This is a genomic window from Natronospirillum sp. (assembly GCF_022565775.1).
In the GTDB taxonomy this organism is placed as follows: domain Bacteria; phylum Pseudomonadota; class Gammaproteobacteria; order Pseudomonadales; family Natronospirillaceae; genus Natronospirillum.
Map to the genome: position 1 here is coordinate 1 of NZ_JAIUMC010000032.1, position 19,798 is coordinate 19,798.

General features: G+C 55.2%; 17 protein-coding genes. 7 read left to right on the forward strand and 10 right to left on the reverse strand.

All coding sequences use genetic code 11. The features are described from left to right. Window positions 1-85: 85 nt before the first annotated feature. Together LAT62_RS08075 and fba are read right to left on the reverse strand one after the other, a co-directional pair. A complete protein-coding gene (locus LAT62_RS08075; protein WP_293381710.1) occupies window positions 86-1,723 on the reverse strand; it encodes a methyl-accepting chemotaxis protein in 1,638 nt (545 codons plus the stop codon). A gap of 90 nt (window positions 1,724-1,813) precedes the next feature. After that, window positions 1,814-2,824 (reverse strand): class II fructose-bisphosphate aldolase, encoded by a 1,011-nt coding sequence (fba, locus tag LAT62_RS08080; protein WP_293381713.1) that lies wholly within the window; start codon window positions 2,822-2,824, stop codon window positions 1,814-1,816. Between the two features lie 163 nt (window positions 2,825-2,987). Here fba and LAT62_RS08085 point away from each other — a divergent pair, with 163 nt between their 5' ends. Both LAT62_RS08085 and rpiB read left to right on the forward strand, forming a co-directional pair. Next, window positions 2,988-3,947: a sugar-binding transcriptional regulator gene (locus LAT62_RS08085; protein WP_293381716.1), complete on the forward strand. Its 960-nt coding sequence runs from the start codon at window positions 2,988-2,990 to the stop codon at window positions 3,945-3,947. A gap of 338 nt (window positions 3,948-4,285) precedes the next feature. Then, the gene (gene rpiB, locus LAT62_RS08090; RefSeq protein ID WP_293381719.1) at window positions 4,286-4,753 is read left to right on the forward strand and encodes a ribose 5-phosphate isomerase B; all 468 of its coding nucleotides are present in this window, start codon (window positions 4,286-4,288) and stop codon (window positions 4,751-4,753) included. Between the two features lie 94 nt (window positions 4,754-4,847). Here rpiB and LAT62_RS08095 read toward each other — a convergent pair whose 3' ends face one another. Both LAT62_RS08095 and LAT62_RS08100 read right to left on the reverse strand, forming a co-directional pair. Next, on the reverse strand, window positions 4,848-5,579 hold the full coding sequence (locus tag LAT62_RS08095) for a triose-phosphate isomerase (RefSeq protein WP_293381722.1): 732 nt from the start codon (window positions 5,577-5,579) through the stop codon (window positions 4,848-4,850). Continuing rightward, window positions 5,551-6,384, reverse strand: a complete 834-nt coding sequence (locus tag LAT62_RS08100; protein ID WP_293381724.1) for a DeoR/GlpR family DNA-binding transcription regulator — start codon at window positions 6,382-6,384, stop codon at window positions 5,551-5,553. The genes LAT62_RS08095 and LAT62_RS08100 overlap by 29 nt, the downstream gene beginning before the upstream one ends. 242 nt (window positions 6,385-6,626) lie before the next feature. Here LAT62_RS08100 and tkt point away from each other — a divergent pair, with 242 nt between their 5' ends. Continuing rightward, window positions 6,627-8,657, forward strand: a complete 2,031-nt coding sequence (gene tkt / locus LAT62_RS08105) for a transketolase (protein ID WP_293381727.1) — start codon at window positions 6,627-6,629, stop codon at window positions 8,655-8,657. Continuing rightward, the gene (locus tag LAT62_RS08110; RefSeq protein WP_293381730.1) at window positions 8,654-9,676 is read left to right on the forward strand and encodes a class 1 fructose-bisphosphatase; all 1,023 of its coding nucleotides are present in this window, start codon (window positions 8,654-8,656) and stop codon (window positions 9,674-9,676) included. The genes tkt and LAT62_RS08110 overlap by 4 nt, the downstream gene beginning before the upstream one ends. Here LAT62_RS08110 and LAT62_RS08115 read toward each other — a convergent pair. The 6 genes from LAT62_RS08115 to LAT62_RS08140 form a co-directional block, all read right to left on the reverse strand. Then, window positions 9,637-9,828 carry a hypothetical protein gene (locus LAT62_RS08115; RefSeq protein WP_293381734.1) on the reverse strand — a complete coding sequence of 64 codons (192 nt, stop codon included), beginning with the start codon at window positions 9,826-9,828 and terminating at the stop codon, window positions 9,637-9,639. The genes LAT62_RS08110 and LAT62_RS08115 overlap by 40 nt on opposite strands. A 9-nt stretch (window positions 9,829-9,837) precedes the next feature. After that, entirely contained in the window at window positions 9,838-10,725 is an 888-nt protein-coding gene (locus LAT62_RS08120; RefSeq protein WP_367120545.1) for a DeoR/GlpR family DNA-binding transcription regulator, read from the reverse strand. A 132-nt stretch (window positions 10,726-10,857) separates the two neighbouring features. Continuing rightward, a complete protein-coding gene (locus tag LAT62_RS08125) occupies window positions 10,858-11,811 on the reverse strand; it encodes a D-ribose ABC transporter substrate-binding protein (RefSeq protein WP_293381740.1) in 954 nt (317 codons plus the stop codon). A 68-nt stretch (window positions 11,812-11,879) separates the two neighbouring features. Then, window positions 11,880-12,992, reverse strand: a complete 1,113-nt coding sequence (locus LAT62_RS08130) for an ABC transporter permease (RefSeq protein WP_293381743.1) — start codon at window positions 12,990-12,992, stop codon at window positions 11,880-11,882. Window positions 12,993-13,010: 18 nt separating this feature from the next. Beyond that, complete coding sequence (locus LAT62_RS08135) at window positions 13,011-14,558, reverse strand: sugar ABC transporter ATP-binding protein (protein ID WP_293381746.1); 1,548 nt, start codon at window positions 14,556-14,558, stop codon at window positions 13,011-13,013. Beyond that, window positions 14,555-15,211: a DUF2291 family protein gene (locus tag LAT62_RS08140; RefSeq protein ID WP_293381749.1), complete on the reverse strand. Its 657-nt coding sequence runs from the start codon at window positions 15,209-15,211 to the stop codon at window positions 14,555-14,557. The genes LAT62_RS08135 and LAT62_RS08140 overlap by 4 nt, the downstream gene beginning before the upstream one ends. 496 nt (window positions 15,212-15,707) lie before the next feature. On the opposite strand from LAT62_RS08140, the gene LAT62_RS08145 reads away from it, so the two are divergent. The 3 genes from LAT62_RS08145 (at window position 15,708) to LAT62_RS08155 (ending at window position 19,795) form a co-directional block, all read left to right on the forward strand. Next, entirely contained in the window at window positions 15,708-16,553 is an 846-nt protein-coding gene (locus tag LAT62_RS08145) for a sugar-binding transcriptional regulator (protein WP_293381753.1), read from the forward strand. Between the two features lie 71 nt (window positions 16,554-16,624). After that, window positions 16,625-18,169 carry an FGGY-family carbohydrate kinase gene (locus LAT62_RS08150; RefSeq protein WP_293381756.1) on the forward strand — a complete coding sequence of 515 codons (1,545 nt, stop codon included), beginning with the start codon at window positions 16,625-16,627 and terminating at the stop codon, window positions 18,167-18,169. A gap of 78 nt (window positions 18,170-18,247) precedes the next feature. Continuing rightward, entirely contained in the window at window positions 18,248-19,795 is a 1,548-nt protein-coding gene (locus tag LAT62_RS08155) for a glycerol-3-phosphate dehydrogenase (protein ID WP_293381759.1), read from the forward strand. Window positions 19,796-19,798: the final 3 nt, after the last annotated feature.

Below are 19,798 nucleotides of genomic sequence, written 5' to 3' on the forward strand. Positions count from 1 at the left end.
GCCGGGCAGTGTCTCAGGGTGGTGTGAGCCTTGTTCACTTATTCGTTTTCACCTGGCCCCTGAATCAACACATTTATTCAGTTGCTCAGGTGGTGAATCTGGCTACCATTCGGTCCAGTGTGGTGGTGAGCTTGCTGATACCGGTACCGGCCTGCAATGACTGTTTTGCCGCATCGGATGCCCGGCCGGACAGGTCACGGATATCGGTCAGGTTCTGATCGATATCCCGCGTGACCTGGGCCTGTTGTTCTGTGGCGCTGGCCACGGACTCGTTGCGTTCACTGGTGCTGGCAGCAAGTTCCGAAATTTCCAGCAGTGCGGCCTTCGCCTGTTGTGCGATGGACATGGCATTTTCGGACTCCTTCACGCTGGAGTCGATGGCCTGAATGACATCGTCAGAACTGCTTTGGGCGGCGGCAATCAGTTTCTCGACCTCCTGCAGGGACTGTTCAGTCCGATGGGCCAGCGATCTGACTTCATCCGAGACAACTGCAAAGCCTCGGCCGGATTCCCCTGCCCGGGCCGCCTCTATGGCTGCATTCAGGGCAAGCAGGTTGGTCTGTCCAGAGATATCCCGTATCACATCCAGCACTGTGGAAACCTCTCCCACTCGGCTGACCAGCTTGTCAGCGTCTTTTGAAGCGGTGGAGATCTTCTCGGCGACGGTACTGATGGCCTGTGCAGACTCTTCCACGTGGCTGGCGCCGGTTGAGGACAGACGTTCTGAACGGGCGCTTTCCGTCGCGGTTTCGGCGGCCAGGGCGGCGACTTCCGCGACCGCTGTAGACAGTTCGTTCATGGCGGTTGCGGCCTGTTCAATTTTCTCATTCTGCTCATCAATCGTCGTTGTTGAGTCATTGTTTATCCGAGTGAGCTCACCGGCAGTGCTGCTGAGTTGGCCGGAAGACGTTTTGATCTGGTTCAGAATGTCTCTGAGGTTCGCCTGCATATCGCTCAGACCATTGCAGACAGCACCCAGTTCATCGTGCCGTAACACCTGAATGGTCTGGTCGAGTTTGCCGTCGCTGATGTCCTGGAGCGAGACCTTGATGTGATTCAGCGGTCTGTTGATGATGCGAGTCAGGTAAGCGCTGATGCTGATGGCCAGCAGCAATGCCACGATCAGGGTGGCGCTGAGTCCGATGATCAGCCGGTTGAAACGCTCTGCGGCGTGCATGCGCTGGGCAGAGGCGAAATTCATTCGCGCCTGTATCAGGTCCGATGTCATGTCGTTGAGGTGTTCGAACATGCCTTGTATCGGATCCTGCACGTAATTGGAGGCTGTGATCAAATCGCGATTCAGAATCAATCGTGTCGCCTCTTCGACACCGTCTGTCAGGTAAGTATCCAACGATTCAGCAATATCGTCCGCCATTTCCCGCTCACTCAGCGTCAGGTTGAGCTGGCTGATGGACTCCCAGTGCTGCCTGATTGCGGCATTGCGGGTTTCCATAACGGTGCGACGCTCGTCGATCTGCTCCTCGCTGAATCGCGTACGTGGGTCTAGCGTCTGTGCCTCAAGCAATTCGATGTAGCTGTCCTTGACCAGCACCGAAAAAGTCGACATTTCGGCCAGCCCTGCAACGGACTGACTGTACATGGTTTCCAGGTCATTGTTGCTCGTACCCTTGCCCAGAGCGCCAACTACAGCAATGACGACCATGAGAAAGGAAACGACTGAGAAGGCAATATACAATATGGCTTTGATGCTCATTGTTTTCATTGTGTGCACCCGCTGATTTTGTTGGTTGGGCGTTCGAGCACCTCTGAACAATTTCACGCAAAGCCCCGCGGGACATCATTCATCGGTTGCCTATTCGTTGTATCTCTTGATCATTTCCAGTAGCGGTATGGGCGTCAGCTTGGAGGCTTGCCCCGCACTGCCGAAGGCTTCAAACCTGGCTTCGCAGATAGATTGCATTGCCTGAATGCTGGCCTTGAGGTATTGACGTGGGTCGAAAGCGCTTGGATTCTCGCTCAGGAATTGTCGAATCGCTGCCGTGCTGGCCAGACGCAAGTCCGTATCGACGTTGACCTTGCGCACCCCGTGACGAATGCCCTTGACGATGTCCTCAACCGGCACGCCATAAGTTTCGGGGATCTCGCCGCCAAACTGGTTGATCAAGGCCACCAGTTCGGGCGGTACAGAAGAAGAGCCGTGCATGACCAGGTGTGTATTCGGCAGTTTCTGGTGAATTTCCTGAATGCGTTTCATGGCCAGCGTTTCACCGGTTGGTGGCTGCGAGAACTTGTAGGCACCATGGCTTGTCCCGATCGCCACTGCCAGTGCGTCAACCTGGGTGGCCTCTACAAAGGCGACCGCTTCATCGACATCGGTCAACAGTTGGTCCTTGCTGAGACTGTCGTGATCCTGTTCCAGTGAGCCCAGACACCCCAGCTCGCCTTCGACCGAAACGCCACAGGCATGGGCCGCACGGGTCGCTTCGGCGGTGACACGTACGTTGTAGTCAAAGTCTGCCGGTGTCTTGCCGTCTTCCAGCAGAGAGCCGTCCATCATGACGGAGCTGAAGCCGGACTGAATGGACCTGAGGCAGACGGATACGCTGGCCCCATGATCCTGATGCAAACAGATCGGAATGTCAGGATATTCCTCGGTGGCTGCTTCAACCATCTTTTGCAGGAATTTGGGGCCAGCGTAACTTCTGGCACCGGCTGACGCTTGCAGAATCACCGGTGAGTCCATGCGTCTGGCTGCCTGCATGATGGCTCTGACTTGCTCAAGGTTGTTGATGTTGAAGGCCGGCATTCCATATTCATGCTCGGCTGCGTGATCCAATAATTGTCTGAGCGTGATTAAAGCCATGATTCTTTTCCGTTAATGATGATCATATGAACAAGTAATGTTCAAATGATATTTACAGGTGATGTACAAGTCAATGCCGGCGCAGGTCAAAATGATTGTCGGCGCCATGTGCGTTATCCTCTTAGGCCTACTACACACCGAGAAAAGTCGCATGAGTGAGCCCTTGAACGACCCTGAAATCGCCCTGATGACTGAGATAGCCAGCCAGTATTACGTGGAAGGTGAGACTCAGGAGGCCATCGCGAAGCGGCTCAACATCTCCCGTATCAAGGTTGGTCGACTCATCAAGAAGGCACACGCGGTCGGCATAGTGGACGTTCGTGTCAGGCATCACCCTTCTGTTAGCAGTGATCTTGAGGCCAGCCTGGTCAAGCGGTTCGGGATTGCACGCGCTTTGATCGCCCCCGATTTCTCTGATGCGCAGAGTCAGCGCCATGCAGTTGCCGGGCTGGTGGCTGATTACCTGACACGACGATTGACTGACAGCAAGATAGTGGCTGTTGGAATGGGGCGTAATGTGGGCGCAGTGGCTGAAAACGTCTTTACTCAGCATACTTGTGATGTGTCATTTGTTTCTGCAATAGGTGGTTCACTAAGGGCGGGAGAGTACATGAACCCTGATCATATCTGCCGACGCCTGGCGGCCAAGTTCGGAGGTGAGAGCGAAACGCTCTATGCGCCAGCGTTGGTGCAGGACCAGGCTGTGCGTGAGGCGCTGCAGGAAAACCCGACCGTGAAACAGACGCTTGATCGAGCGCGCCGGGCCGATCTGGCACTGGTCGGCGTTGGCGATATGAGCGAAGACAGCAACATGGTTCGCATGGGCTGGTTTTCGCCTCAAGAGATAGCTGAGGCACGTTTGGCCGGGACGGTGGGTGATGTGATGGGATATGACTTTATCGACATCCATGGCCGGGAAACTCAGGCGGCCATGCGCGGAAGGGTGATTGGGCTGGATGTCCACGACCTGAGGCGTATTCCAGATGTTGTGGCGATTGCAAGCGAGAATACGAAGGCCTCGGGCATACTCGGCGCGTTACGTACCGGCGTTGTTGACACCCTGGCAACCAGCACGACCAACGCCATGACAGTGCTCAGTCTTGCCAATGCCACTGAAGGGTAAGTTAAACAGCGAAGTGTGTTTCGCCAAATGGTTTGGATGACTGTGAGGGCTGTCCCATTAAGTGTGTGTCAGTAATTTTTTCGCTGCCTGCTGGCTTCAGGTGTCGCGTCGACCGCTAATCCCCCCCCCTCGCTCCATTTACATACTCCCGGGTTTGCGCACCCGACCCTCACTTCTTGATCGATCAGATCTACCCGTTTCGCCTCGGCAAGCACCAACAAGTGGTAGCGTGATCTGAACATATGATCAATGGGTGTGTATTTAATCACTCGTGGTGTTACAATTGATCGGATAGTGGTCATATGATCACTTGATCAATGACGAATGTGGAGAAGACAATGAACACCAAACCAACCATCGCGATCGGCTGTGATGACGCTGCCGTCGACATGAAAGATCAGTTGAAGAACCACCTGGCTAGCCAAGGCTATGAAGTCACAGATTTTGGAGTTCAAGCTGGCGAGAGTGCCTTGTACCCGGACGTTGCTCATGTGCTCGCTACCTCGGTCAAGGAACAGAAGCAGCAGTTCGGCATACTGTGCTGTGGTACTGGGATTGGCATGGCGATGACTGCCAACAAGGTTCAGGGCATCCGGGCGGCTCAGGCACATGACAATTATTCGGCTGAGCGGGCTCGCAAGAGCAATGATGCTCAGATCGTGACCCTCGGCGCTCGGGTCATTGGCATTGAACTGGCAAAGAGTATTGTTGATTCATTTCTGGCCTCGGACTTCGATAGCCAGAGATCGGGTGACAAGGTTGAGCGAATTCGCCACTACGAGTCATTGGAAATCAGCAAGGCTTGAATTGGTTTCTGAATCTCATTGGTCAGGACGCCAAAACAGCGCCTGACCATCCTGCGTCTTCAATCGCCACCTTGCTTTTATGCCTGGGTATGCACTACTGCAGTGACAGTTCTTCCGCACATTGTTGGAGGATGCCAATGTAGCCCGACGCCTCCCAGGCGGAGCGGCCAATGAAAAGCCCGTCGATATGTGTTTCCCGGATCAAGTCAGTCGCATTGTCCGGATTGACACTGCCACCATAGAGACAAGGGATGGGTGTACCCGCTATATCCTGGGCAACGGCGTTTATGAATTCATGTTTCGCATTGGCGTATTGCGGAGTCGCCGGTTTACCGTTCTCTCCGATGGCCCAAACCGGCTCATAGGCCAAGAGAATGGGCGATCTGAGCTGCGCTGCATTCAGTAGTGACAGCGCACCACGCACCTGCTGTTCCAGAACCTGATCTGCTTGTCCGGCGTCTTTTTCCTGTTCTGTTTCTCCAACACAAATCAACGGTATCAAGCCGTGTCGAACCGCAGCCTCTGTTTTCTTGCCAACGCTTTCGTCTGTTTCGCCAAAGTGCGTGCGTCGTTCCGAGTGCCCCAGTTCAACCAGATCCAGTTGGCAGTCGGTCAGCATATTGGGTGAAATTTCTCCGGTCCAGGCGCCCGACTCCGCCCAGTGCATGTTCTGTGCGCCCACCTGAACCTGTGTCGACTTCAATGTGGTTTTGACCTGCCTCGCTGAGGTGAACGGCGGTATCACGAAGGGTACTATGCTTTCGTCTATTTTGGCGTCACGCAGTTGTTCGGCGAAGCTAAGCGCCTCCGGCAGAGTCTTGTTCATCTTCCAACTGGTTCCGATCCAGTATTGTTTCGTCATTGACATGGTCCTCGGTGAAATAGAGTCTTACACCTTCCTGTTGGAGGTGGCCGACTGTTTCGCTTGGTATTCTGGGGCTCACAATGACCCCATCAAATTCACTCAAATGGGAAAAAACGTGCAATGCGGTTTTCCCGAACTTTTGATGGTCTGCCATCAGGTAGGTCGCACTCGCTGACTCGATCATTTGCCGCTTGACGGCAAGGATTTCCTGGTCCTGGTGATAGGCTGTGGAACCAGTGATGGCTGATGTAGAGAGCAGTGCAATGTCTGCTCTTAGTGTGGACAGTGCGTTATGGGTGAGTACACCGAAGAAGCCATTGAACTTCCTCGCGTAGCTGCCACCCAGCGCAATTAGCGTAATGCCGGGCTTGCCGGATAACTGCTCGATAATGGCCAGATTGTTGGTGATGACCGTCAGTGGTACTTTTTTCAGCAAGTAAGGAATGGTGGCTAGTGAGGTTGATCCATCGTCAATCATCACGCTTGTTCCTGGCTCGATGAATCCTGCAGCTCGCTGCGCGATTTCCCTTTTCTCATCGGTTGCGACGCGCGCCCGATAGCGAAAATCACTCTCGAACTGGCCGCTGGCCTCGATACTCGCACCGCCGCGAACTTTTCTCAGTAGTCCGTCATCCTCCAGAAAGTCCAGATCTCTGTGGATTGTCATTTTTGACACTCCAAACTTGTCCGCGAGCACGTCTACACTGGCGGAGCCTTTCTCGATCAGAAATTCAACAATATCGTCGCGGCGGTCTTCAGGTCGCATGGCTTTACTCCTGTCGCTAGCGCAGTACGCTAGGCGTTTATAACATAAAAATGTTTCAAAGTAACAAATAAATGTGATCTAATGGGCTCTTAAGTTAACTTACCAATGATCAAGATGGCACGGTCCTCTGAACGGTTGCAGTCAGCACCAAAGCTCTTTGCCAACGGGCGGCCAATGACGCGTTCCCCTAACCGCGCATAGCCCATGTTCACGGACACTTAGACTATAACGGAGAATGGAAAATGACCGAACTCGGTGACGCTATTGGCACTGCCAGGAAAGATACTACATCGTTTGCATTGGCAAACTGTGTACGCAGTCTGTCTATTGATGCTGTAGAGCAAGCGAATTCGGGCCATCCGGGTGCCCCCATGGGACTGGCGGACGTCGCTACGGTGTTGTGGACTCGGCATCTGAAGTTCGACCCGATACAGCCAGACTGGCCAGATCGTGACCGTTTTGTCTTGTCTAACGGCCATGCTTCAATGCTGCAGTATTCTTTGCTGTACTTGACTGGCTTTGAATCCATGCCCCTTGAAGAGTTGAAGAATTTTCGCCAATGGGGGTCAGTGACACCGGGCCATCCCGAGTTTGGGCACACCCCTGGTATCGATATCACAACAGGTCCACTGGGGCAGGGCCTGGCTGGCGCCGTGGGCATGGCTATCGCGGAAAGCTCGCTGAGAGCCCGGTTCGGCAAGGAGATGGTAGACCACCGAACCTGGGTGATCTGCGGTGATGGCTGTTTGATGGAGGGGATTAGTCAAGAGGCGATCTCGTTGGCCGGTCATCTGAAACTCAACAAGCTGACGGTGATTTATGACGACAACGGCATATCAATAGATGGGTCAACTGATCTGGCGTTTACGGAAGATGTTTCGGGTCGCTTCCAGGCCGCGGGATGGCGTGTGATCGAGTGTGATGGGCATGACCATCAGGCCATCGACAAGGCACTCGTATCCGCCAGGCAAGAAACCGAACGCCCCACAATGATCAAGATGCGCACGGTTATCGGGTTTGGGTCACCGAACAAGTCGGGGAAAGCTTCGTCACATGGAGCGCCGTTGGGTACAGACGAGCGTGATTTGACTCTGGATTCTCTGAATTGGAGCTATGGTGCATTCGATATCCCTGAAGCGTTGCTCGACCAGTGGCGTCAGTATGGCAGGCGTGGCACAGACACCCGCAAGGACTGGGAGTCCAGAGTTGCAGCGTCTAAAGGCTCGGTTCGGGCAGAGTTCGAGCGGCGCATGGCAGGGCAACTCCCTGAATCATTGACCGCTGCGGTCGCCAGGGCCCGACAGGAGTTGGTTGCCAAACCGGTCAAGGTGGCGACCCGCAAGGCGAGCCAGTTGGCACTGGATGTTCTCGCTGAACACTGCCCGGAACTGATTGGCGGGTCTGCTGATCTGTCCGGTTCGAATCTTACTCGCGTCAAGGCGCTCGGACAGGACTACACCAGTGAGCATCCTGAAGGTCGATACATCTCGTATGGCGTTCGGGAATTCGGAATGGCGGCCATGATGAATGGCATGGCCGTGCATCGGGGGCTTGTTCCCTATGGTGGTACCTTTCTGGTGTTTTCGGATTACGCCCGCAATGCCATTCGCTTGTCAGCCCTGATGAATATAGGCGTGGTGTATGTCATGACTCATGACAGCATCGGGCTGGGCGAAGACGGGCCGACGCACCAACCGGTTGAACATTTGGCAAGCTTCCGCGCCATGCCAAGGGTAACGGTGCTAAGACCGGCTGATGTGGTGGAGACACTGGAGGCGTGGGAGATCGCGGTGCAGAGTCGTCAGACTCCGACCTTGATGGCGCTGTCCCGACAAGGCGTGCCGCAATTGCGGCTGGACGATACCGGCGAGAATCTGACCGCCCGGGGTGGTTACATCATTCGTGAGTTTGGGGCGAAGCGTGACCTGACGCTGCTGGCAACCGGGACGGAAGTGTCTCTGGCAGTGGACGCGGCCAGTCGATTGCATGAACAGGGTGTGAACGTAGCCGTCGTTTCAATGCCTTCCTGGGAGCTTTTCGAACAGAATCCCGAGGCCTATCAGCACAGTGTACTCGGTGATGCACCGCGCATTGCCATCGAGGCCGCCAGCAAATTTGGCTGGACGCGATATGTGGCGAGTGACAAAGACGTCATCGGCATGACAGCCTTTGGTGCGTCGGCACCTGCGGATTCAGTGTATCAGCACATGGGCATTACTGAAGACGCCATCATTGAACGAGCCAATACTTTGCTGCAGGGCAGTGTGTCATGAATTCCCTGCTGAAAATGCCAAATGATCGCGAAATCCGCGGCTCGGATGTCTGTGCCCACCTGGCGTCCAAACTGCCCAGGAACCCTCGGCAGACTGCGCTCATCGAGCTGATTGACGCCATTACCCAAGCGGCAATTCCGTTGGGCAGGCGGCTGGCTCTGGGGCATCTGCCGGGGAATCCGGCAGAAGTTGTTGGGTTGAATGACAGCGGTGACCGACAAAAGGCCTTGGACTTTGGAGCCCACAAGCATCTGCTCGCCGCCGTGGCTGGCTGTTCTGTCAGGTCGGTACTGTCCGAGGAAGCCGAAGAAGTGATTGCGATTTCGGAGCAGGGGGAGTTCGATCTGGCGATTGACCCCATCGATGGTTCGGGCAGTATTGGCATCGGTGCACCCTTGGGGTTGCTGTTTGCCATATTTCCGGCGGGCGAGTCCTTCCTGCGTTCCGGACGGGACACAGTGGCTGCAGGATACATCTCCTTTGGCCACTCGACAGACCTGGGTGTCAGCGTCGGCCAAGGACTGACCCTGGCCACACTGGACATATACAGCGAACGCTTTCGTGTGACCGAGGAGTCGGTCACCTTGCGCAGAGAGACCAATATGGTGGCGTACAACGCTTCCAATGTTCGACACCTTCCGGCCGGACTGCAGCTCTATCTGGGGGATTTGATCGCGGGCTCCGAGGGGCCTGCAGGCAAGAATTACAATATGCGCTGGCTCGCTGCGGCTGTTGGTGAGCTGCACCGAATCGTGAATCAGGGCGGTATTTTCATGTATCCCAGTGACTCGCGTCCTGGGTTTGAGAACGGACACTTGCGGTTGATCTATGAGGCTTTCCCGATCGCCTGGTTGATCGAGCAGACGGGTGGCTTGGCAACTGATGGACTTGATCCAATCCTCGATAAAGTACCGACTGGTCTGCATGAGAAGACGCCGTTGTTGTTCGGCTCTGCAGAGGAAGTCGAGCGCATCAAAGGCTACTTGTCGGACCCTTCGGCGGGAAACCGCAACAGATAACGCCACAGGATATAGGCCACAAGGCATAAAGAGGCCAGCAACCAGATCTCCGATCCGAAAACCAGTTCTACGGCTACCCAGGCAAGGGCGGTGCTGAGCAGAGCGAGTCGGCGCCAGAGCGGCTTGAAAAATCGAATTTCAGACTCTTTCATGGCACCTTCCTAAACCTTGACCCCTGGTGCGATCATCACTTTGACTCCGCGTGCTCTGAGGTCCCTGATGGCGCCTTCGTCTGTCTGTCGGTCGGTGATGACGGTGTCGAAGTCAGACAGCCGGGCCATGTGATGCAGGGCACGTTTTTTGAACTTACTGTGATCTGCCAGCAGTATCCGTCTGGAGGCGGCGCGAAACATGGCCTGTTTGGTTTCTACCATCTCGGGATATTGATGATAGGCCACTCCGTCCATGATCGCTGAGGTTGAAATCACCAGTGTGTCAGCATGCAGGCCTTTGATTTCATTAATGGTCATGTGACCCAGGAAGGCGTTACACCAACTGTGGTATCGCCCACCCAGACCAATCAGGTTGATATCATCCATTTCGCGCAGTGCGTTCATCAGGGTGATGGAATTGGAAATCACTGTCAGCGGGAGTCTGTGATGCAGGAAGGGCACCATTTGCAGCACGGTTGTCGAGTCATCAAGAAATACCGTCTCGCCGGGCTCCAGCAAGTCTGAGGCCATTTTGGCAATTTGCTTCTTTTCCTCGCTTTGCTGCTTGACTCGATAGGCGTCACTGGACTCCGTCAAACTGGTCGGCGTCACTGTCGCCACGCCTCTGTCCTTGCGCAGCAGGCCGCGGTGTTCCAGTTCATCCAGGTCACGATGAGCGGTCATCAGGCTGATGCCGAATTGCTCGGCGAGAGCTTCAATACGAACGCTGCCACTAGCCACGACAGTTTCTGCAATTTGCTGTCGCCGGCTCAGCTGTCGCATTTGCCGACTGTCTGTTATCGCGGCTTCTTTGAAAAACTGTTCCAACGCTGTATCCACGGCCCGTCGTATACCTCTGGGATTTCTGCGAATTGTATCATTCTTCTGATATAACATATCAACAGGACTGTTAAGAAATTCTGCTTCTTGTGGACCAGTCGGTTGAACAATCCGAGCATCACCACTCTCTGGGAGCGTTTCGGTAAAACAAAAAAAGGGAGCAGCAAGGCTGCCCCCAAGGCTAACAACTTATTCTTCGAAAACGAACGGTGCTGTCATCTGATCAATGTTGTCAGGTGTGATCAACATGGCATCAAACAGCTGCTTTTCTTCGTCAACACCGGTTTCGCCTGTTCGGATAACACGGTCGGCCTGGATGACTGCTTCCCGCGAGAACACTGCGACTGGTTGAAGCACTGTGTATGCCATTTCGCCAGCCTCGATAGACTCAATGGCATCAGGGTTGCCATCAAAGCCACCAACGACGACACCGTCAAAGCGGCCTGCTTCTTTCAGGGCAGAGATCGCGCCCAGAGCCATTTCGTCATTGCCAGAGATAACACCGGCAATATCCGGGTTGGCCTGCATCAGGTTCTGCATACGGTTGTAACCCTCTGTGCGGTCCCAATTGGCGACTTCAGAGCCGACCTGATCCAGGTCCGGATACTGTTCAATGACGGTGGTGTAGCCATTTGAGCGAGTCTGCGCATTATTGTCTGACGGCGCACCGAACATTTCGACATAGTTGCCTTCGCCACCCATCAATTCAACCCAGTGGGCCGCACCCAAGGCTGCACCCTGAGCGTTGTTGGAGACCAACTGCGCCTGGGCCAGTCCGGTTTCGTTGATTTCAGCATTGACCAGAATAATTGGGATACCGGCGTCAACTACACGACGAACAGCACCGATCGAACCATCGGCATTCGCAGGATCCAGAATGATGGCGGCCGCATCGTTTGTGATTGCGGTGTCGATGAGGCGGCTTTCCTCATTAGTGTCGCCCCGGTGCGCACTTACATTGGCACGATACCCCAGTTCCTCGGCGGTTTCTCGCGCCACCTCACCCTCTGTATGCCAGTAAGGGTTGGATGGGTCGTTCACGATGATGGATATCAGACCGTTGTCCGCTGAAACGAGACCAGACAGCCCCAATGCGGCTGCAGCAAGCCCGGTCATGGTCAGTCGCTTGATTGTTTTTAACATGAGTTCTCTCCAGTGTTGTTTTTAGGTTTATCACCGATACTGATCGGCTTGGGTCCTGCAGTGGCGGACTACATGGAAGAGCCCTGCCGTTGAGCAGAATCGCTGTTACTCGCAGACGATTTGCTGTCGCCCGCTGCAAACTTTTTCTTTGGTTGGTAATTGATGCTGTTCAGCATCACGGCCAGGATGATCACGGCACCGGTAAATACCGTTTGCCAATAAGATGAGACACCGATGATGACCAGCCCGCTGCCCAGAAACCCGATCACGAAGGCGCCAAGCAGCGTGCCCTGGACATTGCCCCTGCCGCCGGAAAGGGCGGCACCGCCGACCACGACTGCCGCAATGGCGGTCAGCTCATAGGTGTTACCTGCGGTCGGACCGGCAGAGGTCAGTTGAGAGGCGAGCACGAGACCGGACAGGGCAGCACAGATACCTGACAGTACATAGACGGTGACCGTGGTGTGTTTCACTGGCACGCCGGATAATTCAGCCGCCTTGGCATTCCCCCCGGTCGCGTAGATCCATCTGCCCAGCGGCGTGCGTGTCAGCAGCACAGCGATGGCAATGGCTACAGCAGCCAGTATCAGAACCCCAATCGGGATACCCATGATGCGGTTGAAGCCCAACCAGTCAAAACCGATATTGCCCAGTTCCGGGCGCCCGCCCAGTCGGTTGTAGGTCAAGCCGTTGGTCATCAGCAAGGCGATACCGCGGGCGACATACAGCATGCCCAGCGTGGCCACAAAGGCGGGCACTCTGAAGTAGGCGACCAGCGTGCCATTGATGGCACCCATGAATGCACCCAGGGCACAGGTAAGCACCACCACTACCCAGACCGGAGGAAAGAGCGCCAGGTCCAGAAACTCGAGCGATACCCCCTGCAGCAGAAAGCCGGCAAAAACCCCCGAGAGTCCGAGTACGGAACCCACAGAAAGGTCGATACCCCCGGTCAGAATGACCAGCAGCATACCCAGGGAAATCAGTCCGAAGATGGACACCTGAGAAGACATGGTCAGAAAATTGCTGACCGTGAAATAGTAAGGTGAAAGCATTGAGAACACGACAATGATAGCGATCAATGCGAAAAACGCTCTTCCTTCCAGCAGCACCTTGGCCACCAGTGGCGCCAGGCTTGTCGTTTGCAGACTCGGCCAACGGGATTGACTTGTTGTGGACATGATCTTGGGCTCCAATTCTTATTCTGAAAGGACGGCTTCGCCGGACGCCGCCATTATTTCGTCTTTACTGACATCGGGTTCAAACTCGGCGGCAATTCGACCCCGGCTCATGACAATGATGCGGTGTGCAACGCCGAAGCACTCGGTGACCTCCGACGTGGAGTAGATAACCCCGAGCCCTTGCTGAGCACCTTTCGAAAGCAACTTGAATACTTCGGATTTGGCACCGATATCGATGCCTCGACTCGGCTCGTCAAGCAGCAGCACTTTTGGCGATGTAGCCAGCATCTTGCCGATCACCACTTTTTGCTGGTTGCCGCCAGAGAGCGAACCGATGCCGGCACGGCTGTCATTGGTTTTGATGTGGACATTGCGAATGGCCGAACTGACGACCTCTGACTCCATTTGTCTTGAGGTCATCAGCCCTTTTACAAAGGAAGAAATACTGGCCAGAGAGAGGTTCTCACCGATCGACATGGTTTGTACCAGGCCGTCGCGCTGACGATCTTCCGGCACCAATGCCAGGCCCAGTTCGATTCTTTGCGCGATACTCAGCTTCAATACACTGTGGCCATTGAGCAAGATATCCCCGCTGGCTGGTTCGTTGCGTCCGGCAATGGTCTCTAGCAACTCAGTGCGTCCGGCGCCCATCAGTCCGTAGAAGCAGACAATTTCGCCTGCCCGAACGTCCAGGTTCAACTTGTCGACCAGGACTTTGCCGGTGTCATCCACGACCCTGAGGTCCCTGACACTGAGTACGGGCTCTCCGAAGTCGTATCCGGCTGGAGGGGCGCCCAGATCAAAGTTTTCACCGACCATGTGACGCACGATCCAGGGCAAGTCGATGTCGGCACGTTTGGCGTAGGCCGTCATGTTGCCATCACGCAGCACCACCGCATGGTCAGTGACTTCCAGGGCCTCTTCCAGGTGATGCGAAATATAGACAATGGAGACACCGCGCTTTTTCAGGTCGCGGATCACCTTGAACAGCACCTCTACCTCGGTGGCACTGAGGGCAGAGGTGGGTTCATCCATGATCAGGATGCGTGAATTGATCTGCAGCGCCCGGGCAATTTCGACAATCTGTTGCTGGCCCAGCTTGAGTTCTGAGACCGGCGTTCTAGGATCGATGTCCTCTTCCAGTTCCTGCATCAATTCGGCGGTGATGCGACGCTCGGTCGCGAAGTCCACACCGCCCGCTCCGACGATCTCGCGACCCAGGAAGATATTGTCGGTGACGCTCAGGTTGGGCGCCAGACTCAGCTCCTGGTGGATGATCGAGATGCCATACTCTGCGGCATCGGCTGGTGAGCGAAAGGTCACCACGTTGCCGTCAACCAGAATGTCTCCTGAGCTGGGGCTGACAATGCCCGCCAGAATCTTCATCAGTGTCGACTTACCGGCACCATTTTCGCCAAACAGCGTGGTAACTTCGCCCTTGTGGACATCAAAATTGACGCCCTTCAAGGCGTGAACACTGCCGTATGATTTGGCCACGTTGCGGGCCGACAGGACTGTGGCAGTGTTGGCTGGCGATGACTGATCCGGGTTGGTTGTCGTGTTCATTGCACCGTCACCCTTGCTGGTGTTACCAGCCAGTTGTTGGGGTTGATCAACGTAAAGGCACCAGAGACAGTAATCAGGCGACCTTCCAGTTGATCTCGGTCAATCGGGTCCAGAGTGTCGGCTCGCATTGCGTTGTTGAGTGCTCTGCCGGCATTCTGATATTCGATCTGGTTGGTGAATTGCTGGAACCGGATTGTTCCGGTGACATCGCGCAACTCGGTGCCATTGATGGCAGGCCCCAACTGAAGACGAATCGTGAGGTCATCAGGCGCCTGGTCCACCGCCACTTCTACAATGCCGCTCTGGCCTTCCTCAATTCGACCGGTAAAGGATACCGGGAATATCGGGTGCGCCCCCGTCTGTCTGCCGTGCTGCGTAATCGCTGCATCGCGGTCGTCTTCCAGGGCCTGAACGAGCAACTGCACACCAACGGCGTTTTCCTCGATCCACTGTTGTACAGCGGGGAATTCTGTCGCGCCGAACTGCTCGGGAGAAAAGGCCTCTTCAGTGAAATCCAGGTCTGAACCGGTTCTGACCACCGTCGTATCCAGAGCCATGGCAACAATCAGCGCTGCCACCAGTAACGAAATGGTCAGAGACCGTCGTGACGGTTTGCTACTCCGCTTTGCTGCGACGTCTTGGTATGTGCTCATCTCTTGTAACCTTTCTTGTCTGTTGTTGTTGTTCAACGCGGTAGCCATCAGCCGATCTTGTGCTTTTGGGTTCCTTCAGCTTTTGCTCTCTACCTACCACTGCAGCCAGTCAAGCCACACGTTATATTTAACACAGAAATGTTAAAAGTGTGATGATTTTTTTGTCAACTGCTGTGGTCAGAGTTTTCAAAGCGTTCTTTACGCACTATCTGCAGTATATGCGGCAGTAGAGAGCACAGAATGCTGGCAGAAAGTCACACTGAACCGGATTGTTTGGCGGATTTGTCATTGTTCGTACCAACTGATTTTTATAGTTAACATTGACATAACATAGCATAGCTGAAATAATTTTCAACCGCTGAAATAATGTTCAAAAGGCAAAACAATGACAAAAACAGGATCAGCCAATTCAGCCGACGAAATGCTCGCCGTTCGAGCGGCATGTTTGCACTTTATTTCGGGGCTTACTCAGTCTGAGGTTGCGGACCATTTGCAGGTGTCACGTGCTAAAGCGCATCGATTGATTGCTGCCGCCATGAAAGCCGGGTATGTCCGCGTCAGTGTTGAAGGTGAAGTGGCGAACTGCATTCGATACGAAGAGCAACTGCGGGGGCAGCATGAGCTGACCTATTGCGATGTGGTGCCTGATCTGGCCGAAAGTGCCATGCCGCTCAAGGCCCTGGGCTATGGTGGTGCCCGGTTTTTGCAGCAGCAGTTCGAAAGCCGCGAAGCGCTGATGATAGGCATTGGTCACGGCAGGTCACTGATGGCGGCGGTGAATGAATTGCCACTGGTCGATACCGGCGATATTCAGTTTATGTCCTTGCTGGGCGGACTGACGCGTCGATTCACTGCCAACCCCCATGACGTCATTCATCGGCTCGCCGAGCTCACTGGCGCTGAAGCCTACGTGCTGCCGGTTCCGTTCTTGGCCAATTCAGTGGAAGACAAGGCGGTGTTGTTGGCGCAGCACGGTGTGGCTGAAGTGTTCGATCTGATGTCCTCGATGAATGTGGCCCTGGTCGGCATCGGCTCGGTTGACAGGGAGGCGCAACTGGTCACGTCTCGCATGCTGAAGGACGAGGAGCTGCAAGGTGTCCGCGACGCCGGTGCATCGGGTGAGCTGCTGGGGCATTTCTTCGATGACCAGGGCAAGCCCGTGGAGTCTCCCTTTACGGAGCGGATCATTGCGCCCTCGCTCGATAGTTTGCGCCAACACAATATTGTGGCGCTGGCGGGCGGCCCTGAAAAAGTGGATGCCATTCGTGCCGTGCTCAATAGCGGTGTGTTGTCAGGGTTGATCACGGATGAGCATACCGCGACCAAGTTGGTCATGCGCTGATCGGCGTGATCCTCTGGGGCTCGCAGCAGTATCAAGGTCCTTTTGAAGAACAGAGTAATGAGGTGCACGTTATGGTGGAGAGCCAGGATCTCTTGGTAGGCATCGATGCCGGTACGTCGGTCATCAAGGCGGTTGCCTTCACTTTGGACGGTGAGCAGGTCGCCTGTTCAGCCATTCAGAACCAATATGACTTCGGGCGTGATGGAGCAGTGACCCAATCATTATCGGTGACATGGACCGAATGCATAAAAGCGCTGCGGGCGCTTGGCGACGATGTACCGGATCTCGACCGGCGGACCGCGGCCATTGCAGTGACCGGGCAGGGAGACGGTACCTGGCTGGTGGGGCGGGACAATGTCCCTGTCAGTGATGCCTGGATCTGGCTGGACGCGCGTGCCGCACCGACGGTGAACCGACTTCGCGCCAGTACTGACGAGAGAGGTCGGTTTGAAAAGACGGGAACTGGGCTGAGTACATGCCAGCAGGGCGCGCAACTGGCCCATATGGCTGAACACCATCCGGACATGCTGTCAAAAGCGGAAGTCGCACTGCATTGCAAGGACTGGCTGTATCTTTGCCTGACTGGCGTTCGTGCTACCGATCCTTCTGAAGCCTGCTTTACCTTCGGTAACTTTCGAAATCGAAAGTATGACACGGGCGTACTGGGAGCTCTGGGTCTAGAGGACTGTCGCCATCTGCTGCCGGATATTGTGGAAGGCACCGAAGTCACTCATCCGCTGTCGGAGGAGGCCGCCCAGCTTACGGGTCTGCGCGCCGGCACCCCGGTGGCACTAGGGTATGTCGACATGGTGATGACCGGGCTTGGTGCCGGGGTTTACACGGGAAGCACGGATTCTGCCTGTTCAATCATCGGATCTACCGGCGTTCACATGCGCCCCGTCGCTGCGGAAGCGGCGTCACTGAACGATGCGTGTACCGGATATATCATGACTTTGCCGGTACCCGGTCTGGTCACACAAATGCAGTCCAATATGGCTGCAACGCTGAATGTCGACTGGCTTCTGGGGTTGGCTGCAGAGTTGATGTGTGACGGTGGAGCTCAGGTCGGAACCAGTGATCTGTTGGACCGCATTGATGGCTGGTTGCACAACAGTTCCAGGAGTCGGCTGATATACCACCCCTACATTTCCGAAGCTGGCGAACGTGGGCCGTTCATTGATGCCAATGCGCGAGCGAGTTTCATTGGGTTGAACACGAACCACGGCTTTGCCGATCTCTTGCGTGCTGTTGTTGATGGCCTTGGGATGGCGACCAGGGACTGTTACGGCGCCATTGGAAATATGCCGAAAGAAATTCGTTTGAGTGGCGGCGCGGCTCGTTCATCCGCCATTCAATCAGTGATTGCCTCTTCCGTCGGCGCCGGAGTACGAGTTTCAGATCGGAAAGAAGCAGGTGCAGCAGGTGCCGCCATGATGGCGGCTGTAGCAGTGGGTGTGTATGCAGACATGGAAGCTTGCATCAAGGAATGGGTTTCACCACTGCTGGGCGATATCCGCCAGCCTAATGCAGAGGACACACAACCCTATGCTCAATTGTATGACGTCTATCGAGAGTCGCGCGAGGCGCTGGCGCCTCTGTGGTCGAAACTCCCCTAGACCACATAACAAATTGGCCGGATAAAACCGGCACCAATAATGACAGAAAGCTCGCTGGGAGCTACCGAGGAGTAGACTATGAACAATCAGAAACTCACCGATTTGCTGGTCGTTGGCGGCGGTGTCAACGGCGCCGGGATTGCCCGGGATGCTGCGGGGCGCGGCCTGTCTGTCGTGCTGTGTGAAAAGGACGATCTTGCCGAGGGCACCTCCTCACGCTCTGGCAAACTGGTACACGGTGGATTGAGATACCTGGAGTACTATGAATTCAGATTGGTGCGAGAAGCTCTGATAGAGCGTGAAGTGCTGCTAAATGCCGCCAGTCATATCATTTGGCCAATGCGGTTCGTGTTGCCTCACAGCCCCAATGACCGCCCGGCATGGCTGGTTCGCCTTGGACTTTTCCTTTATGACCACCTGGGCGGACGCAAGAAATTGCCAGGCACGCGTATGTTGAATTTGCGGCGTGACCCGGAAGGCGCCCCGGTGGAAGATCAGTACAAGCTCGGATTCGAATATTCCGACTGTTGGGTGGATGACGCTCGACTGGTCACGCTCAATGCGGTGTCAGCCGGTGAAAAGGGTGCTCGTGTGTTAACGCGGACGGAGTGTGTCAGCGCAATGCGTGAGGATGGTGCATGGACGGTAGAGCTGAAGGATGTGCGAACCGGAAACGTGACCACGATCAGAGCCCGGGCCATCTGCAACGCGGCCGGGCCTTGGGTCAACAAGGTGGTTGGCAACATGAATACCAGCACGCGCAGAAACGTGCGGCTGGTGAAGGGCAGCCACATCATTGTACCCAAGTTCTGGGAAGGACCGCAGGCGTATCTGGTTCAGAATGATGACAAGCGTGTGATCTTCATCAATCCCTATGAAGGTGACAAAGCCCTGATCGGCACAACCGATATCCCTTACGAGAAAAAGCCGGAAACCGTAGTCGCTGACGAAAGCGAAATCGAATACCTGCTCGCCGCAGTCAACCGGTACTTCAAGGAAAAGCTGAAGCGAACCGATGTCCTGGAGACCTTCTCCGGTGTGCGGGCCTTGTTTGATGACGGCAAGGGTAATCCCTCCGCCGTGACTCGAGACTATGAATTTGACCTGGATGACCAGAGTGGCATACCGCTGTTGAATGTCTATGGTGGCAAGATTACCACCTTCCGCAAACTGTCCGAGCATGCACTGCAGAGGCTGGTCCCGTACTTCCCCAACATCGGAGGTGACTGGACGCGGGATGAGCCACTGCCCGGCGGCGAGATCGAAAATGCTGACTTCCCGCAGTTCATAGACCGGCTGCGGCAACGATACCCTTGGATACCCCGCAATCTGGCACTGCATTATGGCCGACTCTACGGGGCCAGAACGCCGGACCTCATTGGCAGCGCCAAGTGTCTGGAAGACCTGGGCACGCACTTCGGCAAGCAACTCTATGCTGCCGAAGCGACCTACCTGGCGGACAAGGAATGGGCTCAAAAGCCGGAGGACGTTTTGTATCGTCGAACCAAGCATGGTCTGCATCTGTCTGATGAGCAGAAGTCGGCATTCAGCAAATGGTTTGAAAAAACGGTCGCCAGCACTGAACAGAAGACCGCTGAAACCGCAACCTTAATGGCACAGGAGTAGCTG